The organism is Glaciihabitans tibetensis (assembly GCF_003003265.1).
Lineage (GTDB): Bacteria > Actinomycetota > Actinomycetes > Actinomycetales > Microbacteriaceae > Glaciihabitans > Glaciihabitans tibetensis.
In genome coordinates this window covers 213393-232704 of the sequence record NZ_PVTL01000003.1, presented here as the reverse complement: position 1 = coordinate 232704, position 19312 = coordinate 213393, and the positions used below count along the sequence as shown (strand labels likewise).

Annotated in this window: 22 protein-coding genes; 12 read left to right on the top strand and 10 right to left on the bottom strand. The window is 65.7% G+C overall.

Going from position 1 to position 19312, the window contains the following annotated elements:
• Positions 1-12: 12 nt before the first annotated feature.
• Positions 13-1392, bottom strand: a complete 1380-nt coding sequence (locus tag B0I08_RS07030; protein WP_106211225.1) for a glutamine synthetase family protein — start codon at positions 1390-1392, stop codon at positions 13-15.
• A 195-nt stretch (positions 1393-1587) separates the two neighbouring features.
• Here B0I08_RS07030 and B0I08_RS07025 point away from each other — a divergent pair, with 195 nt between their 5' ends.
• The 3 genes from B0I08_RS07025 (at position 1588) to B0I08_RS07015 (ending at position 4730) form a co-directional block, all read left to right on the top strand.
• Positions 1588-3150, top strand: coding sequence for an amino acid permease (locus tag B0I08_RS07025; protein WP_106211223.1), 1563 nt, complete (start codon positions 1588-1590; stop codon positions 3148-3150).
• A gap of 121 nt (positions 3151-3271) precedes the next feature.
• Positions 3272-3853, top strand: coding sequence for a hypothetical protein (locus B0I08_RS07020; protein ID WP_106211221.1), 582 nt, complete (start codon positions 3272-3274; stop codon positions 3851-3853).
• Entirely contained in the window at positions 3846-4730 is an 885-nt protein-coding gene (locus B0I08_RS07015; protein WP_106211219.1) for an alpha/beta hydrolase, read from the top strand. The genes B0I08_RS07020 and B0I08_RS07015 overlap by 8 nt, the downstream gene beginning before the upstream one ends.
• A 54-nt stretch (positions 4731-4784) precedes the next feature.
• On the opposite strand, the gene B0I08_RS07010 is transcribed toward B0I08_RS07015, so the two are convergent.
• Positions 4785-5417, bottom strand: a complete 633-nt coding sequence (locus B0I08_RS07010; RefSeq protein ID WP_106211216.1) for a LysE family translocator — start codon at positions 5415-5417, stop codon at positions 4785-4787.
• 92 nt (positions 5418-5509) lie between these two features.
• On the opposite strand from B0I08_RS07010, the gene B0I08_RS07005 reads away from it, so the two are divergent.
• From B0I08_RS07005 to B0I08_RS06990, 4 genes are all read left to right on the top strand, one after another.
• A complete protein-coding gene (locus tag B0I08_RS07005) occupies positions 5510-5788 on the top strand; it encodes a hypothetical protein (protein WP_106211214.1) in 279 nt (92 codons plus the stop codon).
• Between the two features lie 94 nt (positions 5789-5882).
• The gene (locus B0I08_RS07000) at positions 5883-6842 is read left to right on the top strand and encodes an aldo/keto reductase (RefSeq protein WP_106211212.1); all 960 of its coding nucleotides are present in this window, start codon (positions 5883-5885) and stop codon (positions 6840-6842) included.
• Complete coding sequence (locus B0I08_RS06995) at positions 6839-8164, top strand: MFS transporter (RefSeq protein WP_106211210.1); 1326 nt, start codon at positions 6839-6841, stop codon at positions 8162-8164. Before B0I08_RS07000 ends, B0I08_RS06995 begins: the two co-directional genes overlap by 4 nt.
• 112 nt (positions 8165-8276) lie before the next feature.
• The gene (locus tag B0I08_RS06990; protein ID WP_106211208.1) at positions 8277-8630 is read left to right on the top strand and encodes a hypothetical protein; all 354 of its coding nucleotides are present in this window, start codon (positions 8277-8279) and stop codon (positions 8628-8630) included.
• Between the two features lie 26 nt (positions 8631-8656).
• Here B0I08_RS06990 and B0I08_RS06985 read toward each other — a convergent pair whose 3' ends face one another.
• Positions 8657-9067, bottom strand: a complete 411-nt coding sequence (locus B0I08_RS06985; protein ID WP_106211609.1) for a four-helix bundle copper-binding protein — start codon at positions 9065-9067, stop codon at positions 8657-8659.
• Between the two features lie 140 nt (positions 9068-9207).
• On the opposite strand from B0I08_RS06985, the gene B0I08_RS06980 reads away from it, so the two are divergent.
• Genes B0I08_RS06980 through B0I08_RS06970 form a run of 3 tightly spaced genes read left to right on the top strand, consistent with a single transcriptional unit; the run spans position 9208 to position 12667 of the window.
• Entirely contained in the window at positions 9208-10287 is a 1080-nt protein-coding gene (locus tag B0I08_RS06980; protein ID WP_106211206.1) for an acyl-CoA dehydrogenase family protein, read from the top strand.
• Entirely contained in the window at positions 10281-11921 is a 1641-nt protein-coding gene (locus B0I08_RS06975) for a PIG-L family deacetylase (protein WP_106211204.1), read from the top strand. Before B0I08_RS06980 ends, B0I08_RS06975 begins: the two co-directional genes overlap by 7 nt.
• Positions 11918-12667, top strand: a complete 750-nt coding sequence (locus B0I08_RS06970; RefSeq protein WP_245884654.1) for a glycosyltransferase family 2 protein — start codon at positions 11918-11920, stop codon at positions 12665-12667. Before B0I08_RS06975 ends, B0I08_RS06970 begins: the two co-directional genes overlap by 4 nt.
• 37 nt (positions 12668-12704) lie before the next feature.
• Here B0I08_RS06970 and B0I08_RS06965 read toward each other — a convergent pair whose 3' ends face one another.
• Positions 12705-13247, bottom strand: a complete 543-nt coding sequence (locus B0I08_RS06965; protein ID WP_181243300.1) for a flavodoxin domain-containing protein — start codon at positions 13245-13247, stop codon at positions 12705-12707.
• 88 nt (positions 13248-13335) lie between these two features.
• Between B0I08_RS06965 and B0I08_RS06960 the strand changes: the two genes are divergently transcribed.
• Positions 13336-14757, top strand: a complete 1422-nt coding sequence (locus B0I08_RS06960; RefSeq protein ID WP_106211200.1) for a DUF2252 domain-containing protein — start codon at positions 13336-13338, stop codon at positions 14755-14757.
• A gap of 6 nt (positions 14758-14763) precedes the next feature.
• On the opposite strand, the gene B0I08_RS06955 is transcribed toward B0I08_RS06960, so the two are convergent.
• The 4 genes from B0I08_RS06955 to B0I08_RS06940 all read right to left on the bottom strand — a co-directional run bounded on the left by B0I08_RS06955 (position 14764) and on the right by B0I08_RS06940 (position 17048).
• Positions 14764-14970, bottom strand: a complete 207-nt coding sequence (locus B0I08_RS06955; RefSeq protein ID WP_106211198.1) for a helix-turn-helix domain-containing protein — start codon at positions 14968-14970, stop codon at positions 14764-14766.
• Positions 14970-15467: a DUF2975 domain-containing protein gene (locus B0I08_RS06950; RefSeq protein ID WP_106211196.1), complete on the bottom strand. Its 498-nt coding sequence runs from the start codon at positions 15465-15467 to the stop codon at positions 14970-14972. The genes B0I08_RS06955 and B0I08_RS06950 overlap by 1 nt, the downstream gene beginning before the upstream one ends.
• Positions 15468-15789: 322 nt before the next feature.
• Positions 15790-16146 carry a VOC family protein gene (locus B0I08_RS06945; RefSeq protein WP_106211194.1) on the bottom strand — a complete coding sequence of 119 codons (357 nt, stop codon included), beginning with the start codon at positions 16144-16146 and terminating at the stop codon, positions 15790-15792.
• A gap of 251 nt (positions 16147-16397) precedes the next feature.
• Complete coding sequence (locus B0I08_RS06940) at positions 16398-17048, bottom strand: NAD(P)-dependent oxidoreductase (RefSeq protein WP_106211192.1); 651 nt, start codon at positions 17046-17048, stop codon at positions 16398-16400.
• A gap of 192 nt (positions 17049-17240) precedes the next feature.
• Here B0I08_RS06940 and B0I08_RS06935 point away from each other — a divergent pair, with 192 nt between their 5' ends.
• Positions 17241-17573 (top strand): winged helix-turn-helix transcriptional regulator, encoded by a 333-nt coding sequence (locus B0I08_RS06935; protein ID WP_245884701.1) that lies wholly within the window; start codon positions 17241-17243, stop codon positions 17571-17573.
• Positions 17574-17670: 97 nt separating this feature from the next.
• Here the strand turns inward: B0I08_RS06935 and B0I08_RS06930 are convergent, their stop codons facing one another.
• Positions 17671-18462, bottom strand: a complete 792-nt coding sequence (locus B0I08_RS06930) for a hypothetical protein (RefSeq protein WP_106211190.1) — start codon at positions 18460-18462, stop codon at positions 17671-17673.
• Positions 18459-19100 (bottom strand): SatD family protein, encoded by a 642-nt coding sequence (locus B0I08_RS06925; protein ID WP_106211188.1) that lies wholly within the window; start codon positions 19098-19100, stop codon positions 18459-18461. The genes B0I08_RS06930 and B0I08_RS06925 overlap by 4 nt, the downstream gene beginning before the upstream one ends.
• Positions 19101-19312 lie beyond the last annotated feature (212 nt).

Below are 19312 nucleotides of genomic sequence, written 5' to 3'. Positions count from 1 at the left end.
GAGGCGTCGGCGCTAGAGGCGTTCAAACCCACGGACCCGTTCCCAGTCGGTGACCGCGGCGTCATATGCGCGCAGCTCGATTCGTGCGTTGTTGATGTAGTGCTCGATCACATCGGCGCCGAAGGCCTCACGCGCGATATCGGAGGCGCCGAACAGTTCGGCAGCATCGCGCAGGGTGCTCGGAACGCGGGGCGCCTCGGAACCGTACGCGTTGCCCTCGAAGAGCTCCGGCAGTTCGAGTTCGTTCTCGATTCCGTAGAGCCCGCCCGCGATCAGTGCCGCGGTCGCGAGGTACTGGTTCACATCTCCGCCGGGAACCCTGTTTTCGACGCGAAGGCTCTGCCCGTGCCCGACGACCCGCAACGCGCAGGTGCGGTTGTCGAGCCCCCAGGCGACAGCGGTGGGCGCGAAGCTGCCCTCGACGAACCGCTTGTACGAGTTGATGTTCGGCGCGAAGAACAGGCTGAACTCACGGGTGGTCGCGAGCAACCCGGCGATCCAGTGCTCCATCAGTTTCGAGAAGCCGTACTTGCCGTCGCCCGACATCACCGGTGCGCCGTCGGTGCCCCGCACGCTGAGGTGGATGTGGCAACTGTTGCCTTCCTTCTCGTTGTACTTGGCCATGAAGGTGAGGGCCTTGCCGTGCCGGTCCGCGATCTCCTTCGCGCCATTTTTGTAGATCGAGTGGTTGTCGCAGGTCGCGAGGGCGTGGTCGTAGCGGAAGGCGATCTCCTGTTGGCCGAGATTGCACTCCCCCTTGACCCCTTCGCAGTACATCCCTGCGCCATCCATGCCATTTCGGATGTCGCGCAGCAGCGGCTCCATCCGGGTGGACGCGAGCAGTGCGTAGTCGATGTTGTAGTCGCTCGCGGGAGTCAGCCCGGTGTAGTTCTTGGCCCAGGCCGCGCGGTAGCTGTCGTCGAACACCAGGAACTCGAGCTCGGTGCCCACATAGGGCACCAAACCCTTGGCCTCAAGCCGGGCGATCTGGGTTTTCAGGATTTCGCGCGGGGAGGGCGTCACGGGAGTCTCGTCGAGCCAGGTCAGGTCGGCCATCACGAGGGCCGTACCGGGAAGCCACGGAACCACGCGCAGGGTGTCCAGGTCGGGCATCATCGCCATGTCCCCGTAGCCCGTCTCCCAGGAGGAGATCGTGTAACCGTCGACGGTGTTCATCTCGACATCCACCGCCAGGAGGTAGTTGCAGCACTCCGCGCCGTGCGCTGCCAACTCCTCGAGAAACAGACGGGCGGAGGCTCGCTTGCCCACGAGGCGTCCCTGCATGTCGGTGAACGCGATGATCACGGTGTCGATCTCACGGGCTTCGGCCAGTCGCGAGAGTTCTTCGAGGGTCAGGTTGCCCGACCGGGGGTGTGTGGCGAGTGTCGTCATCGTGCCCTCTTTTTCGCTTGTCAGCGGACGGTTCGACCATTACACCACAGCGCCGGGGTAGCGGAACCGGCTATTCGTAACGCAGTGTTTACATCTAAAGGTAGACGGCACGACCAATACAGCGCCAAGCTCTCCGTTATCCGCAACCGCGGCACTGCCGCGCGCCTACCCTGCTAATTCCCGCTGGAGGAATGAATGGCTGAGAACACGAACGTTTCTGGAGTCACGTACACCAAGGCAGAGGACGGCTACTTCGAGAAACGCAGCCTGAAGCGCACCGCCGGGGTGTGGGGCCTGTGGGGCATCGGCATCGCGGCCGTAATCTCGGGTGACTTCGCCGGCTGGAACCCGGGCCTGGGTGTGGCTGGCTGGGGCGGCCTGCTGATCGCGACCGCCATCATCATCGTGATGTTCTTCACGATGATCTTCTCCATTGGTGAGATGTCCGCCGCCATGCCGCACACCGGCGGGGCCTACTCCTTCTCCCGCGCGGCGATGGGGCCCTGGGGCGGGTTCATCACCGGGCTCGCCGAGACGATCGAGTACGTCGTGACCACGGCGGTGATCGTGCTGTTTTCCGCCTACTACCTCGACAGCATCCTCTTCGAGCTCATCGGCTTCACCCTGTCCCCCGCGGACGGTCCCGACCTGGCCTGGATCTGGTGGGTGATCCTCTACGCCATTTTCATCGGACTGAACTCCCTGGGGGCGGCGGTAGGTTTCCGTTTCGCCCTGATCGTCGCGATCATCTCGATGGCAGTGCTGCTCGTCTATGCCGCGCTGGCTCTCGCGACCGGATCCGTGGACTTCGGCCGCCTGCTCGACATCGCGCCGACCGAGGGGAACAGCGAATTTTTACCCTTCGGCGTCACGGGGATCCTGTTTGCGCTCCCCTTTGCCATCTGGTTCTTCCTGGGGATTGAGGAACTGCCGCTCGCCGCGGAAGAGTCGACCAACCCGACGAAGGACATCCCCAAGGCCAGCGTGTGGGGCGTAGTCACCCTCGCGTTTTTCGCCCTCCTCGTGTTGTTCCTGAATCCTGGGGTGACCGGCTCAGCTGCGCTGACTGAATCCCCCGGACTGGACGAGCCGATCCTGGTGGGCTTCCGCGAGTTCCTCCCCGACAGCGTCGCCGCGATCATCTCCGCGTTCGCGCTCGTCGGTTTGCTGGCCTCGCTGCAGGGCATCATGTTCGCCTACGGTCGCAACATGTACTCGCTCTCCCGCGCGGGCTACTACCCGAAGTTCTTGTCGCTCACCGGCAAGAAGCACCACACGCCCTGGGTGGCGCTCGTCGTCGGCGGTGCCATCGGATTCATCATCCTCGTCGCGGTAAATCTCGTCGGAACACTCGTTCCGGACATCGCGGGCGCGGTCAACGGCATCATCCTGTTTATCGCGGTGTTCGGGGCCGTCATCTCGTACATCATGCAGATGATCTCCTACGTCGTTCTGCGCAGGAAGTTTCCGAACGCCACGCGCCCGTACTCGAGCCCCACGGGGATCGCGGGAGCCGTCATCGCCGGGATCATCGCGTTTCTCGCGTTTGTCGGCATCCTCCTCGCGCCGGACTTCCGCCTCGCGGTCGTCACCTTCCTCGTTATCTTCGTCGTGGGCATCGTCATCTTCGCCGTCATCGGACGGCACCGGCTGGTGCTCTCCCCCGAGGAGGAGTACGCGCTCAGCGGTGGACTTCACGGTGATCCGGCTGCCGAGGGCTACGACGCGATGGAAGATGAGATGTTCGGAAAGAAGTAAGAGCGCGCGCTGCCGTTGCGCGGCGAGGCCGACACGCCCGGAATACGAGCGGCGTGTCGGCCTCGCCCCGTTTGCGCCGCGGGCGCACAATGGGGTGAACTCGCCCACGAAAGGCGTCACTGTGGTCACGATCTCGCACGTCCTGCGCTCACTCACCCGCCGCTCGCGCCCGGTGCCTGCAGTTGCAGAGACCCTCGTCGGCTCGCCGCCCGTCGACGAGTCGCCCGCCGTTGCAGAGACTCCCGTTGCCGAGACTCCCGTCTGTCCACCGCCCGTCGCTGAGTCGCCCGCCGTTTCTGACCCGCCCGCTCACGACGACTCCGCAGCCGCGGGCTCAGAAATCATCGAAGCGACTCTCGTCGAATACAGCGTCCCCGTGGTGGTGCAGCGGCCCGTCGACCGCGACACCAGCCGCGCCGAAGAAGCCCTCTACGATCTGGTGCGCGAGCGCGTGCTCGGCATGGTGGGTCCAGGCGGAACCTTCAATGTCTCGATGCGCACGGCCAACGACGACGACCTCTTCTTCAGCCAGGCCTTTGCGCAGCTCATCGCACGCGAGCTCGTGTCGCAATTGCATGCCAGCGCTTCCCAGCCCTCCTCCGCCGAGCTCGGTCCTTCGGTCGCGCCCCCGGCTGCCATCGGGGCCGGCAAGGAGCCGGGTCCCGAGCAGGCGACCACTCATGACTCGCGCCTGATTGCCTGAGTCCGCCCCGCTCCCGCCCGGCTCGCCCGCACCGCCGCGTCCAGCCCGCGCCGGCACCACGCGCACCCGCCACCGGTCACGCGGACGCGTCGTCGTCCGCTCTGTTCTGGCCGCCGCGCTCGCTCTGGTGCTCGGTTTCCTCGTCTACGCCAGCATCCCGCTGACCGCCGAACCCGCACCGCTGCAGGCCGCACGCGACAACCCGGCATTCACCCTCGTCGAGACCGCCGACAGCGTCGTGCTCTCTCCCGCAGGTTCCGGCTCCGACGACCCGGCGGGGTCGACCACCGCTGAGAACACCGCCGAGAACACTGGACTCGTCCTCCTCACCGGCGCACGCGTCGACCCCGCCGCCTACGTCTCGAAGCTTTCCGGGCTGGCCGAAGCCGGAATCACCGTCGTCATCGCTCGCCCCATTCTCGGCTTCGCCATCGTCGAGTGGCGGCCGATCAGCGACTTTACCGCCCTGGCCCCCGGCGTCGACACGTGGGTTGTGGGCGGCCACTCGCTCGGCGGGGTAAGGGCCTGCCAGTATCTCGCGGACCAGGAAGCGGCCGGCAGCCAGAGCGCGGGCGCGGGCACAGAGGTGTCTGGCCTCGTACTCTTCGCCTCCTATTGTGCGGCGGATGTCTCGGGCGCAACTCTCCCCGTGCTGAGCATCGCCGGCACCGAAGACGGACTCAGCACCCCGGCCAAGATCGAGGCGGCGGCCGGTCGGCTGCCGGCATCCGCCTCATTCATCGAGATCGAGGGAGCCAACCACGGGGGCTTCGGCGATTACGGCGCGCAACCCGGTGATGGCACCGCGACAGCCAACGATGCCGACGTGACCGAGGCGATAACCGCCGCCGTGGTCGAGTTCGTCGAGCGCGACTGAAACTCGGCCCGACGGTCACCCGGCCTGACCTGGCCGCCCCGCGAGACAGTTACGTCAGTTTTTGTTACCCGTCAGCGCCATCGCGCCCCCGAGACCGATCATCGCGACCCCGCCACCGGCCCCCATGACTTCAAGCCGCCTGGGCGACCGGGCGAACCAGCCCCGCGCAGCACTCGCTCCCAGAGCCCACACGCTGTCGCTGAGAACGGCGAGCGCCGCGAAGATGAGCCCAAGGGTGAACAACTGCAGCGGAATGTTGCCCGCGGACAGAGTCACAAACTGGGGCAGCACCGCGATAAAAAACACTATCGATTTGGGGTTAGTCACGCCCACCACGGCTCCCTCGCCGAGCGAACGCCACCGGCTGACCGGTGTGTAGGTGGCCGAGCCCGGCTTCGGTTTGCGGTGACGAATGGCCTGCACGCCGAGATAGACGAGAAACAGCGCGCCCACGATCTTGACGATGGTGAAAAGCACAATCGAGCGTTCGATGAGCACGCCGAGGCCGAACGAGATTCCCACGATCTGAACTACAAAGCCCAGTGCGTTTCCCAGCACGCTGAGCAGTGCTCCGGTGCGACCGAGCGACAGTGCGCGTCCGATTACAAACAAGACACTGGGGCCCGGGATCACCACAAACAACAGCGCAGTGAGGGTGAATGCGAGCAGCGTCGGCATCGGGATCATACCCAGACGATAGTCCTCGACGCACACAGATTGGGCGCCTACGGTAGAACATGAGCGCAAAACATCTTGCTCAATAATCCGAAGGAGCACCAATGACGAACATCGATCCCGACGCCGGCCTGCCCGACGACTCCACCACCCCCGATGTGCCGCAGTCTGCCGGAAGCGCGGCGGAGGTTCCCGACGAGATCGTGAGCCCCGGCTCAACCGCGACCGGTGCGGGAACCGCTGATGAGGGCGACGCAGACTCAGCAGAGAAGAGTCCCGGCGAGGTCGAAGACGGCATCACCGACGACGACATCGACGCGGCTCTGGGCACCACAGAAGGCGACGTCTCTGACGGCAGCGAGCAGAAGCTGCCTGAGCACTAATGCTTTCGCCGACGTGACAGGTCGGTATGGAACAGGTGGGAATTAGTTGCGGCGTGAGCGTGGTTGTCCCTGAGGAATCTCCTGAAAGGACACCATGCCCACGATTGGCTCCTCCGACCTCGATGTTTACCCGCTCGCCCTTGGCGGCAACACCTTCGGGTGGACCTCCGATGAGGCCACCTCCGTGGAGGTTCTCGACGCGTACATCGCGGCGGGCGGCAACTTTGTCGACACCGCCGACGGGTACTCCGCCTGGGCTCCGGGTAACTCCGGTGGTGAGTCTGAGACCATCATTGGCAGGTGGATGTCGCGGCGCGGCAACCGCGACAGCGTAGTAATTGGCACAAAGGTGAGTCAGCACCCTGACTTCCGCGGACTGTCCGCCAGCACCGTCGCTGCGGCAGCCAACGCATCGCTGCAGCGCCTCGGCACCGACCACATCGACCTCTACTACGCTCACTTCGACGATGCAGCCACCCCGCTCGAGGAGACCGTCGCCGCCTTCAACGACTTGGTGGTCGCGGGCAAGGTGCGCCACGTCGCGGTGTCGAACTACAGCGCGGAGCGAATCGACGAGTGGGTGAGCATCGCTCGCACCAACGGCTTCGTGCTTCCGGTGGCCCTGCAGCCGCACTACAACCTTGTTCACCGCGAGCAGTTCGAGCGTGACCTGGCTCCCGCCGCGGAGCGTTTCAACCTCGGCGTGATGCCCTATTACGCGCTTGCCAGCGGATTTCTTACCGGCAAGTACCGCACCCGCGAAGACCTCGCGGGCGCCGCTCGCGGGCAAGCCGCCGGCGGCTATCTCACCGATGGAGGTCTCGCGGTCGTGCTCACACTTGCCGAAATAGGCTCCGTGCACAACGCCGAGATCGCCACGGTCGCCCTGGCCTGGCTGCAGTCGAAGCCGACCGTGGTGGCGCCCGTCGCGAGTGCCAGTGTTGTCGCCCAACTGGGTGCGCTCATGGCCGCCGCAGAGCTGTCGCTCAGCGCCGACGAGATCGCCGCCCTCGACGCCGTATCCGCCGCTGTGGGCGAGACCACCCCAGCGTGAGCGCGGCTCCACCGGCCACCCCCCGGCGTCTCACCCGCTTTCTCGTCCTCGCGGGCATCGTGTTGCTCGCCATGAACCTGCGCACACCGATCGTCGCTGTCGCTCCCGTGCTCGATCGCATCGTGAACGACATCGGCCTCACCGCCGTCACCGCCGGGCTGCTGACCTCACTGCCGGTGCTCGCGTTCGCCCTGACCACTCCGGTCGCGGCGGGGTTGCTCGGCCGCATCGGACCCGACTTCGCGGTCGTCACGACTCTCGTCGGCGTCGCCGTGGGGGTCGCGATTCGCTCAGCGGGCACAGAAGCATTGCTCTTCACCGGCACCGTAGTGATGGGCTTCGCCATCACGCTCGGCAACGTGATCGCCCCGGTGCTGATTCGCCGCAACTATCCGCCGGCGGGCCGCGCTGGCGTAACCGGGCTGTACACGTCGGCCCTCAACGTCGGATCCATGCTCACCCTCGTGGCCACGGTGCCCATCTCCGACGCGCTCGGCTGGCGGCTCGGACTCAATGCCTGGTCGGCGCTGGCCGTCATCGCCCTCGTGGTCTGGTGCGCTGCCGTCGGCTGGCGCCGCTGTGTAAGGCCCGAGCGGATGCCGTCTGCCGCACGTCCCGCCGCGAAAGAGACCGCGCAGGAGACGACCGAGCACGACGCCGAACACGACGCGCGGGTCGCCCCCGACGCCGTCCCCGACGCCGAAACCGCCCGCCGCCTTAAGGCGCGGTCGCGATCACGCGTGCTCCGCCTCATCTTCCTCGCCGTCGGGTTCGGCGGGCAGGCGTTCTCGTACTACGGACTGACCGCCTGGCTGCCGCAGATTCTGGCCGCGCTGAGCAACATTCCCACAGCGGTGTCCTCCGCCGGATCATCCCTCTTTCAGGTATTCGCCATCGTGGGAGCGCTCGGGGTTCCCCTGCTGACCCGGCGGGCGCCGTACTGGGTCATCGTTCTGGGCGTGTGCCTGCTGTGGGCGATGGTGCCGCTTGGCCTGCTCGTCTCCCCCGGCCTGTGGGCGCTGTGGCTGAGCCTCGGCGGAATAGCCCAGGGTGGCACCTTCACCCTCGTGTTCATCGTCGTGGTGGAGCTGGCGACAACGGATTCGGAGGCGGGGCGCGGCTCCGCTCTCGTGCAGGGAATCGGTTACGCCATTGGAGCGACCGGGCCGAGTGTGTTCGGTGCCCTGCAGGACCTCACCGGCGGGTGGACCGCCTCGCTTGGCGCCATCTTCGCGGCCGTTGTGCTGTTGGGCACGGGGAGCATCATCGCCTCCCGCGGGATGGGATCCGGTCGCGGCCGGCTCGCCCGAAGCCGGGTCTGACACCTTCTGTTGCGTTGTGTGACGACCACAGATGACGCCGGTGCGATCGAAATCTACACTCGCTAGCAGCGGTATTGAACTGGTCGATCCGCGACACCGGGAGGAGGCCCAGATGACGAATCTGACACCAGGAGTGCGCAACGTCATGCACTGCGACGCGTTTCCCGGCGAGACCTGCCTCGGCCACGGTGCCGGCCACGAGCTGCTCCCCCTGCAGGAACGGGTAATCGCGGCGACACCGAGCAAATGGCGCGACGGGCTCGTGCAGAGCGTCTCCGCCGAGGGCTGGATCGCGGTCGACCTGCTCGATGCACCACTCGACGGCTCGACAGCAACGGTCTGGGCCTGGAACCACACCGATCGTGTGGCCACGCTGCCCATCGGTTCGCCCGTCGCCGTGCACGCGGTGTATCACGCGCTGGCGATCGGACCCGAACGCGTCAACGTGCTGATCGCTCTGCCATAGCGGATTGCTCTGCCATAGCTGATCGGCTATGCCATAGACATCGAGTCCATCATCTTCTTGCACGCCATCATCGTCTGACGGCACACCTCGGCGCACATCTTGCACTCATCGCTCATGTCCGAGTGCTTCATGCACTCGTCGGCGCAGGCCGATGCCATCATCATGGTGGCCGACAGCATTGCGGTCATGGTCTGACTGGTCATTCCGGCGGGACGCATCATCGCGCGCATCATGGTGTTGGCCATGTCGGCCATGTTCATACACATGCTGCGGCACATCATCATGGACTCGCCCATCATCGAGTCCGAGCACATCGTGCAGGCCTGCTCGCACGCGGAACACGCTTCGATACATTCCTGCATCATCGCCATGTCCATCCCCATCATGGGCATGTCCTTGGTGTGCATTTCCATCATCTGCATAGTCATGTTGTCCATCGTCGTCATCCCAAACCGTAGCTGCCACGCACCGGCCGGTACCGACGCTTCTGACCGCAGACTACCTCTAGCACCACGGTAGTCCGCAGCGCCGTGGTTGTCAGGCGGTTTCGATCCGCACCTAGCTAGGCTGATCTTCGATGGACACTGTAGAAGCGGTCTCGTTTTCCGCGGAATTCTCCCCACCGCGCACACCGCTCGTGCTTCTCGCGGCCCGCCGTGCCGCCGTCGCGACACCGGGTGATGTCGCCGCGGCGCTCCACACCGCCGTGCTGCTCGGCCAGGAGGGTGCGCTGGTCGGCCAGGGTTCTACGGCGGCGTTGTGGGAGGCCCTGGCCACCACCGCAAGCGCCGATCTAGGCGCCGCCCGCGCGATTGAGCCGCACCTGGATGCCCTTGCGATCCTCGACCAGGCAGGGCAAGGCGAGGTGTGGGATGCCGCGGCCGCCGCCACCCGCACCTGGGGAGTTTTCGCCGCAGAAGGTACAGAACCATTGCGGGCAACCGTCACCGCTGCCGGCTGGCAGCTCGACGGGCTCAAGCCGTGGTGCTCCCTCGCCGACCGCCTCGACGCCGCGCTCATCACGGCAACGGATGCCCGCGGCGAGCGGCACCTCTTCGCCGTCGAACTCGGCCACGCCGGGGTGGAGGTCGTGCCGGGCAGCTGGCACGCCCGCGGGTTGAGTGAGATCCCCAGTGGCCCCGTGCGTTTCACCGCGGTGCCGGCCGTCGAAGTGGGCGAGCCCGGGTGGTACCTCCGCCGCGCCGGCTTCTCCTGGGGCGGCATTGGCGTGGCGGCCTGCTGGTTTGGTGGGGCCGTGGGCGTCGCGCGCACGGTCTTCGCGGCGGCGGTCAAACGGGAGGACCCCGACCGGCTGCTCCTCATGCACCTCGGGGCAATCGACGAACGCCTCCAGAGTGTTCGTCGCGCCCTCGCCGAGGCCGCGCGTCTGGTCGATGCCGGCCGCGCCGAGGGCGTCCCCGGCAAGCTGCTCGCGAAACGGGTACGCGCCACGGTTGCGGACGCATGCGAAAACATCCTGCAGCGCGCCGGACACGCCCTCGGCCCCGCCCTGCTCGCGCAGAACCCTAACGACAGCAAACGCGTCGCCGACCTGCAGTTGTACATACGCCAGCACCACGCCGAGCGCGACGAAGCCTCCCTGGGCGAGGCCCTGATCCGCGACGCACTCACCCGCGAGGAGACCGCACCATGGTGAACTTCGATTCCGGACTCCCCGGCACCGCCGCCGAGGCGTGGGCTGCCGATGGGCGCCTCGCCACCATCGCCCCGCTGGAGCTGGGCGTGGGCGACCGGGTGATTGTGGTCGCCGCCCACCCGGACGACGAAACGCTCGGGGCGGGTGGACTCATCTCTGAGTGCTCCCTCCAGGGAATTCCCGTGCAGATCGTGATCGTGACCGACGGCGCGGCCTCGCACCCGACATCCACCGAAGATCAGCGGCGCAGCCTTGCGGCCACTCGCGCCCGCGAGGCCCGCGCGGCCCTGCAGATTTTGGCGCCGGAAAGCGCGGTGACATTTCTGGACTTTCCCGACGGCGGCGTGCGCGAACGGAGAGAACAGCTGTACGACACGCTCGCGAGCCTGGTGGAGAACGCCCCGGGAACGACACTGCTGGTGGCGCCGTGGCGTGGCGACGGGCACCGCGACCACCGAGTGGTGGGTGAGGCCTGTGCCAGTCTCGCTGCGGCACGCGACATCCGCCTGATCGAATATCCGATCTGGATGTGGCACTGGTCCACCCCGGACAACGCCGTGACGCCCTGGAGCGCCTTCGACTCGCTTGCCCTTCGGCCGCAATCCGTTGCCGCCAAGCGTCGGGCGATCGCGGAGTACTCGTCGCAAACCCAGCCGGGCACGGCCGATTCCGAGGGCGGCGGCGACCCCGTGCTGCATCCGCGCTTTCTGCGCAACTTCGGTCGCACCACTGAAGTCTTTGTCACCCGTCCGATTCCGCCCCTCGCGGTGGACCAGTCGGGCTTCGAGGACAATGCCCACGCGGGAGCCACCTCCGAGCCGCCCGCAGCCACCATGGGCAGTGCGGTAACGGACGCGCAACCCTCCTCGGAGCCCCCGGTGGCGGTGTCCGGATCGGGTTCCGGTTCGGGTTCGGGTTCGGGTTCGGGTTACGGCTCCGGTTCGGGTTCGGGTTCGGCGCTCGCGGCGACGACCGCCGCCGGCCACGGCTCACCAGGCCACAGCTCACCCGGCAATGCCTCACCCCGCGACGCACCCGCCATGAGCGAGGCCTACTTCGACGAGCGCTACAACCGCCGGGAAGACCCGTGGGGATTCCAGACGCGCTGGTACGAGAGCCGCAAACGTGCTCTCACGCTCGCGGCGCTCCCCGCCGAGAAATACGAGTCCGCGCTGGAGATCGGGTGCTCGATCGGGGTGCTCACCGAGCAGCTCGCCACTCGTTCCGCCTCGGTGCTGGCCGTCGACATCTCCCAGCCCGCCGTGGACCGAGCGCGGGCCCGACTGCGGCACCAGGCCCACGTCACCGTCGAACGCGCAGACGTCGGCCGCCGGTTTCCGGAGCGGCATTTCGACCTCATCGTGCTGTCGGAGGTGGGCTACTACTTTGACCTCGACGCACTCGACACCCTGCTGGAGCGGATCGAAAACGGTCTCGGCCCCACGGGAACGCTCGTGATGTGCCACTGGCGGCACCCCGTCGACGACTATCCCCTCACCGGCGACGAGGTGCACCATGCCGCGCGCAACCGGCCCGGGCTGAACCGCATTGCCGCGCACGTCGAGGAGGACTTCCTGCTTGAGGTGTTCTCGCACGACTCGCGGTCGGTCGCGACGAGGACGGGACTGCGGTGACCGTCCCTGCCGCGCAAGATCACGTCGACGCCGTGGCAGTCGTCATTCCCGCCCGCAACGAGGAGGCACTGGTCTCCCGCGCCCTTCACGCGGTGCGGCGCGCGGCCCGGGAGGCGCAGGCGCAGCTGGGTGTGCGCGCCCCACAGATTGAGCTGGTGTTGGTGGCGGATGACTGCGTCGACGCGACCGTCGCGCTGGCGCGGGAAGTGCTCGGGGTGCGGGTGCATGAGATCCAGTCCGCAACAGTGGGCGCGGCCCGCGCGGCGGGCGTCGAGCTGGCGCTCGAATCGTTACTGGTGACGCGCAGCATCCCCGTCGAACGAGTCTGGATAGCGAACACCGATGCGGACTCTGTGGTGCCTCCGCACTGGATCCTCGACCAGATCGAGATCGCCTCGCGCGGGGTCGACGTGATGGTCGGCACCGTGCGGCCCGACTTCGATGACCTCACCGCCGACCAGGTCGCCCACTGGCTCGCAACGCATACCCCCGGTCAGCCGAACGGCCACGTGCACGGGGCGAATCTCGGGGTGCGCGCGAACGTCTATCTCGCGGCGGGAGGATTTCATGGCCAGCCCGAGCACGAGGACGTCGATCTCGTCGCCCGGGTTCGGCAACACGGCGCACGGCTGCTCGCCGCAGACAGTTGTGAGGTGTTCACCTCGGGCCGTCAGATCGGTCGCACCCCGGGTGGCTACGCGCAGTTTTTGCGGACCGCGGTTTCCGACGGCGCCGGCGCCGCGTAGGTGCCGCGTTGGCCCCGCGTTGACCCCGCGTTGCGCGCTACTTCGTCTCCGCGAAGGTGTGCACCAGCTCGCCCGATATGCCGGTCGCCCACGCTTCGATCGCGCCCCATTCCCGGAAGTCGCCGGCGGGAAGAATCTCAAACCCCGCCGGCATCTTGCGCACCAGCCGGTCTCGCCGGTCAAGCCGCTCGGGATATAGGGCCCCGTAAAAAACCTGGGTGCCTCGCGGACGAATGGTCTCCACGAACTCGTCAAATTGCTTCGGCCGTGCCTCTGTCACCTCGCGGAGATGCTGCGCTCCGGTTTGCGCTATCCCGAGCGGGCCGCTGCTGAACAACCAGACCGGCCGCGTCGCCAGTTCCGAGCGGTAGCGACGAACAAACCGGCTGGCCTCCGGCCGCCAAGACCCGAGGTAGGAGCTGCTCCCGACGATGCACACGGAGTAATCGGAGACGTTCCGCACCGAGGCCACGCGCCGAGCGTCCGTGGGTATTCCGAAGTCCCTCAGCACCGATGCGATGCGCTCCGCTATGCCCTCGGTCGCTCCGTACTTGCTGGAATACCCCACCAAAACCGTCATGGTCCCCAGCATGGTCACGCTGGCACTGAGCACCTCAACTGCTTTGGGTGATGTTCAAGTCCTTCGCCATTGCGAGCATGGGCAAACCATGGACAGTTCCGGCTCCGCAAGTCTCACGTTCGATGACCGTCGCGCACTCGGCCGGGAGGCGCGCGCGCTCACGCCGAGGTCCAGCCATGGCGGGTGGCAGCCGCCCGCTGGCCGCGCCGACCCCGTACTTCTTCTTGAGGAACAGGCGGACACCCGAATCGCTGAACTTATTCCGATCCGTTACGGACGCATGATGGTGTCACCCTTCACTTTCTATCGGGGTGCGGCGTTGTTGATGGCGGCCGATCTCGCGACGACACCGAACTCGGGCATCACCGTGCAATTGTGCGGGGATGCCCACCTCTCGAACTTCGGCTTTTTTGGCACCCCGGAACGCAAAATGTTGTTCGACATCAATGACTTCGACGAGACCCTGCCGGGTCCGTGGGAGTGGGATCTGAAGCGGCTCGCCGCAAGCTTCGAGGTCGCTGCACGCTACCGCGGGTTCCGGGAGAAGGATCGCAACGCGATTACCCATACGGTCGGGCGCGCGTATCGCGAGCAGATGCGAACGGCTGCATCCAGCCGGGTGCTCGATGCCTGGTACGACCACCTCGACGCCGACGAAGTGCTCGCCTGGATCAGCGAGCAGGTCGATGCGAATCGAGCGACGGACTCACAGCTGAACCGGGCTGCTGCAGGGGTTGCGAAGGCTCGTAGCCGCGACAACGGGTCAACCATCGCGAAACTCGTCGGCCGCGTGGATGGTCGCCTGCGCATTCTCGCCAACCGACCTCTCATCGTGCCGGTCGAAGACCTCGCTGACGCTTCGGCGGCGCTGGGCGGTGAGCAGGAGACCATTCGCCGTTTGCTCGCGGAATACGAGGGCACCCTCCTGCAAGAACATCACCCGGTGCACGAATACAGCTACGTTCACATGGCACGGAAGGTGGTTGGTGTCGGCAGCGTGGGGACGCGCGCCTGGATCGTGTTGCTGCGCGGACGGGATGACGAGGACCTGTTGCTTGTGCAGGCAAAGGAAGCGCAGGCATCCGTGCTGGAGAGATTTCTGGCACCGAGCCCGTACGACAATCACGGGGAACGCATCGTCCGAGGTCAACGCATGATGCAGGCCGCGAGCGACATCTTCCTGGGGTGGCAGCGGGTGCCCGATTTGTCGGGAATCACGCACGATTTCTATCTGCGGCAACTCCGCGACTGGAAGGGAGCGGTCGACATCGAAAGGATGCGCGGCACCGGCGCGATGCTCTACGCGGATCTCTGCGGACGCACGCTCGCTCGAGCCCACGCGCGATCAGGGGACCGGGTGGCGATCGCCGCTTACCTGGGGTCCGGAGTAGTGATGGATGACGCGATTGCGCGGTTCGCATCGGACTACGCCGATCAGAACGAGCGCGACTACGCGGCATTTCTTCAGGCCATTGACACGGGCAGGCTCAGCGCAATCCCCGGCCTGTAGCAGCAGTCAGTCCTCGACCCACTCCAGTAGGTCGCCCGGCTGGCAGCCCAGCGTCTGGCACATGGCTTCGAGCGTGCTGAAGCGCACGGCTTTCGCCCGACCGTTCTTGAGCACGGCCACATTCGCCGGTGTCAGTCCGACCCGCTCCGCGAACTCCCCCACACTCATCTTGCGTTTGGCCAGTTCCACATCGATGCGCACGACGATGGGCATCAGATCACCACGTCCATGTCCGCGCGCAGCACCGTCGCCTGGCGCAGCAGCGCGCGCAGGATCACAATCAACAGAACGACAACGGTCGCCACGAGTGTGAATCCAAACAGCAGAATCGGCAGCCCGGGGTCTCGCAGTGACGGCGTGAAGAACAGGAACGCGGAGATGTAGGTGGACACTCCCACCAACAAGACCCATCCGACGCTGAACGTCCAGACGATTCCATTTACCCAGGACAGGGACGATTCGCTGAAGATTCGGTCTTTCTGCACCATCGTGAGCAGCTTCCAGGTGCAGACAATCACGATCTGCAGGCCGAGCATTGCGAGTTCGGTTACCACGAGCAGCGTCCAGCTCAGCTGAGCCAATTTCGGTGTCTGCCCCGCGTCGTGCGCGAACTGGCCCGGAAGGCTCATGATCTGCATCAGTAACGCAAACCCGAACAAGAACACGAGGAACACCCTGAGCGCAGTGACAGGAAGACGAAGACGATGCATGTATCGATCTTCATCTACTTACTATCGATTGTCAATCGATCGCATCAGCAGCGCTCTGTCCCTCCCTGTGACGTGGAGCAATTCCCGGTTGTAATGCCCGTACGGGACGATGTGCCCCCTCGCTCCACTCGCCTGGCGATTGCGCCACCATCACGGCGCAGGCCATCGCTTCGGGAAACTCCAGGCTCAAATCACGACGACGATCCGACAGACTTGCTGTCGGTTTCGGCATCGTGCGCAACACGGCCGGGCCGGGCCAAGGCGCGAACGACACAACGAACGCAAGCAGGCTGCCGACTAACCCGTTGCCCGTCATCTAGTTTCAGCGCTGGGGCGGGCTGTAGAACTGCAGGTCGTTGCCCTCGGTGTCTTTGAACGGGAGGATGCGACCCCACTCGTGATCGCTGATGTTTCCCTCGATCGGTACCCCGCGCGCAGACAATCGCTCCAGCTCGTCTTCGATGGTTCCATCGGGCTGGAACGTGATCACCGCACCACCACTGGACGCAGCAGACGCGGATTCGCGCGCGTTGAGGCCGATCGTCAGCCCGTTCGCGTCCAGTTCGGACCATTCGCTCGAGGTGCTCTTTACATCCAGACCGAGGGTGTCTCGATAAAACGCAAGCGCGCGATCCATGTCTTCCACGGGCACCCAGATGGTTGCGATTCCTGCTGCCATTGTGTTCTCCTTCGCTCGACAATCAGTGATGGCTTCAACGTACGTCAGCGAAGGGCTCTGACCACCTTCTCGCCAAGATGATCAGCGTTCGACGCGGGAACACACAGCTGGCGACTGGCGTATTCAGAGTATTTCCGCAGTTGTCTGGGTTGCTTCTCGAGCAGTCTTGCGAGGCTCGGGCGAGGCGGCGGCCGCCGACAGGCGATTCCCGGTCGGCGGCACCTGCAGCTCGGCTGGTGATACTGAACTTCTCAGTAGGCGATGCTGACCTGCGCCCGGCGGTGAGCGGGGGTTTCGATCTCGTCGACGATGGCGAGCGCGAAGTCCGGACCGCTGATCGCTGAGGTGCCGTCAGCGTCGAAGAACGCAACGTCCCCGCCCACGCGGTAGCGACCGAGCGCCTCGCCGGGAGCGTACGAACCGAACTCAGACGCCGGAGAGAAGAAGATCCAGTCGAGGGAGTCCGGCGCTCCGAGCAGGTCGGAAAGGACAGAATTCATCTGCTTCGCCTCGCTCGCGAACTGCGGGGGAACATCGTCTCCGTCCGCCATCCGCTGCCCGCCCTCCTCGAGACGGAGCGAACTGAAGCCGCCGACAACGGCGAGGCGGATGCCGCGCTCGGTGGCCAGCGCGGCCAGGTCGCGGTCGACCTCGACAATTTGCCCGTCGAGCTCGCCTCGGGGCGACAGGGCAGACACGACTACATCGGCGTTGGCGAGGGCGGTCGCCCGCGCTGCAGCATCGAGCATAGAAGCGGTCTCATAGCGCACCCCGTCGATGCGGGCGTCGCCCTCCGGCGCCGTCCGGCTGTACGAGACGACGTCGTGGCCGCGGGCGGCCGCTTCCCTGACAATGTTGCTTCCGGCGTAGCCGGTTCCGCCGATGACTGTGATGCGGGCCATGATGTTCTCCTTGGAGCTCTTGTTATTTCGGATGTTCGATGGCTAGGCTAGGCGCGATAGTCACTTTTAGGAAGTAGGCACTTTTTGGTAACCATCACCGCAGCGGGCGCCAGCGAACTCGGAACGCGCGCGAAGCCCGCGTTCTCCCTCGACGACCTCAACCCGTACGCCGATGGATGCCCGAGCCGGAGACTGCTCGACCGGATCGGTGACAAGTGGACGGTCCTCGTCGTCGGCACACTGGACGACGGACCCCGCCGCTTCTCCGATATCCGTCGCTCGGTCGCGGGAATCTCCCAGAAGATGCTGACCCAGACGCTCCGCGGGCTCGAGCGCGATGGCCTCGTGAACCGAACCGTGTACGCGGAGGTCCCGCCGCGGGTGGAGTACGAACTCACCGTGGCGGGCACCACACTGCTGGCGCCGCTCAAGGCCCTCGAACGCTGGTCGATCGAGCACTTCGGCGATGTCTCCGCATCATGGGAACTCTACGACGACACCCACGCGGATTCCGCCGAATCGTAACCACCGGACGACCATCCCGGGACGGCAGTGCGGAGCCGCCAGCGGTACCGGTGCTCCGCCAGTGCAGTATTAGACGAGCGCTAATAGTGGCCGAGTATTAGCTCTGAGCTGATACCCAGACAAGTGCGGTGCCCGCGAAGGCGACCGACCAGCTGACCAGACTGCCGACGAGAAAGTACTCCGCCTTCGACCCGCTTGCGCCGTCTGTGGAGATCTCGGGAAACCGCACTATGCCTTTGGCCGCGAGCAGGCCGGCGACAATCGGAGCAAATCCTGCGAGAGTGAGCGCGATGATGAGGAGCCGCTCGAGCGGCCCGATCATGCGGCCACCCTTCAGGTCGGCGACGACTGCGATCGGCTGTTCGGGCCGCATCCACCACCGTCTCGCGGGCGAATCCGCAACAGATGCAACCTGAGCCTCAACCTGCGACGGCCGCAACGATGCGCGCACGATGATGTTCGCACTTTCAATGATGAAGAGGACCACACCGATACCCACGAGCACTGTCGGTAGCGGCACTCCCTGGACTACTCCGATCGGGGCGTCTGAGTGCCACTCGACGATAAAACCGTGAAGTGACAGCGCGGTGCGGTCCCAGGCGAGAAACGCCAGGAGAGCCAGCAAAAGCCCAACCGCCGGCCCATTGCCGGCCGCAGTGCGCACGTCAAGCATCGGCGAAGTGGTGATGAGCCACAGCACGGCGAGCGCCACGGCAATCGCCACCCACCAGAGGGCGATCCCGAGGCCGAACACGGCGAGGGTAACCACCGCAGCCCAGACCACGATGATCAGCCAGCGGGATCGCGCACCGCCTCCGCGGGCCGGATGTGTCGACCTGAGCAGGTCCGCTGAACCGATAAGGGTCAGCAGCAGCGCCCCGAGGATCACAGCGCCAGCCGCCGAAGCTCGTCGATCGCGGCAGATAGGCTACCGCCGCCGGAACGTCGCAGGGCCTGGGAAACTGCCGACTGCGTAATGCCCTCTTCCTTCGCCAATTCGCCCTGCAGCCGACCCAGCATGGTGCCCACCGTCAGGCGTCGCGCGCGCGCGGTCATGGCGCCCACAATGTGGTCGCGCGACAGAAGGTAGGCATTCACGAGCGCCTCCAGCCCGGCATCGTCTCCGTCTGCGCGAAACCACCCGCGCAGAGACGGCGTTCGCGCGTCTTCTCGTCGGTGCGCCTCATTGATTGCCTCCCGTGCGAGCCACCAGCCAGAACCATCCTGAATCACCCCACCGACACTGTCCCCGACATCGACGACATCGCCGCGGCCCAGACCGAACCGGCAATCGATCCCCTCGGGCAGAACCAGGCGCGCGAGAAGCGTCGCCTCAAGTGCGACGGCAACCGTCGGATAAACGGCCTGGAATTCGTCACCCACCGTGGCACGAAGCGGATCGTCCGTGTTCACATGACCATCAACGACGGAGAAGGCCGCGAGGATCTCGCGCTGCACCTCTCGTCGGTTTGTGACCCGTTTCGAATCGACCAGATCAACGATCACGGCAACCCTGGCTTCGCTCATGGGTATAAGCATAGGGCTTATACGCAAGGAATATAAGCTATTGGCTTATGGTGTACCGCGCGAACCCGGCGTCTGAATTGCTCGGCTCTATTTGACACTGGCCTCTCATAAATGTCATCGCGCGCCCGGATACGCTTGCGCCACGATGCGTGCCTCGGGCTGAGCTTCGCTGGCAGCCCGCTGGCCGGCACCCCGCGTTCGCGGTGGTCGAC

Coding starts and splice junctions, on each gene's coding strand:
- B0I08_RS06980 (WP_106211206.1), top strand. CDS start 9,208: ATGGACACTGTAGAAGCGGTCTCGTTTTCCGCGGAATTCTCCCCACCG.
- B0I08_RS06925 (WP_106211188.1), bottom strand. CDS start 19,100: ATGAGCGAAGCCAGGGTTGCCGTGATCGTTGATCTGGTCGATTCGAAA.
- B0I08_RS06965 (WP_181243300.1), bottom strand. CDS start 13,247: ATGACGGTTTTGGTGGGGTATTCCAGCAAGTACGGAGCGACCGAGGGC.
- B0I08_RS07000 (WP_106211212.1), top strand. CDS start 5,883: ATGCCCACGATTGGCTCCTCCGACCTCGATGTTTACCCGCTCGCCCTT.
- B0I08_RS06940 (WP_106211192.1), bottom strand. CDS start 17,048: ATGGCCCGCATCACAGTCATCGGCGGAACCGGCTACGCCGGAAGCAAC.
- B0I08_RS07030 (WP_106211225.1), bottom strand. CDS start 1,392: ATGACGACACTCGCCACACACCCCCGGTCGGGCAACCTGACCCTCGAA.
- B0I08_RS06990 (WP_106211208.1), top strand. CDS start 8,277: ATGACGAATCTGACACCAGGAGTGCGCAACGTCATGCACTGCGACGCG.
- B0I08_RS07010 (WP_106211216.1), bottom strand. CDS start 5,417: ATGATCCCGATGCCGACGCTGCTCGCATTCACCCTCACTGCGCTGTTG.
- B0I08_RS07025 (WP_106211223.1), top strand. CDS start 1,588: ATGGCTGAGAACACGAACGTTTCTGGAGTCACGTACACCAAGGCAGAG.
- B0I08_RS06975 (WP_106211204.1), top strand. CDS start 10,281: ATGGTGAACTTCGATTCCGGACTCCCCGGCACCGCCGCCGAGGCGTGG.
- B0I08_RS07005 (WP_106211214.1), top strand. CDS start 5,510: ATGACGAACATCGATCCCGACGCCGGCCTGCCCGACGACTCCACCACC.
- B0I08_RS06955 (WP_106211198.1), bottom strand. CDS start 14,970: ATGCCCATCGTCGTGCGCATCGATGTGGAACTGGCCAAACGCAAGATG.
- B0I08_RS06950 (WP_106211196.1), bottom strand. CDS start 15,467: ATGCATCGTCTTCGTCTTCCTGTCACTGCGCTCAGGGTGTTCCTCGTG.
- B0I08_RS06985 (WP_106211609.1), bottom strand. CDS start 9,067: ATGGACAACATGACTATGCAGATGATGGAAATGCACACCAAGGACATG.
- B0I08_RS06960 (WP_106211200.1), top strand. CDS start 13,336: ATGGACAGTTCCGGCTCCGCAAGTCTCACGTTCGATGACCGTCGCGCA.
- B0I08_RS06945 (WP_106211194.1), bottom strand. CDS start 16,146: ATGGCAGCAGGAATCGCAACCATCTGGGTGCCCGTGGAAGACATGGAT.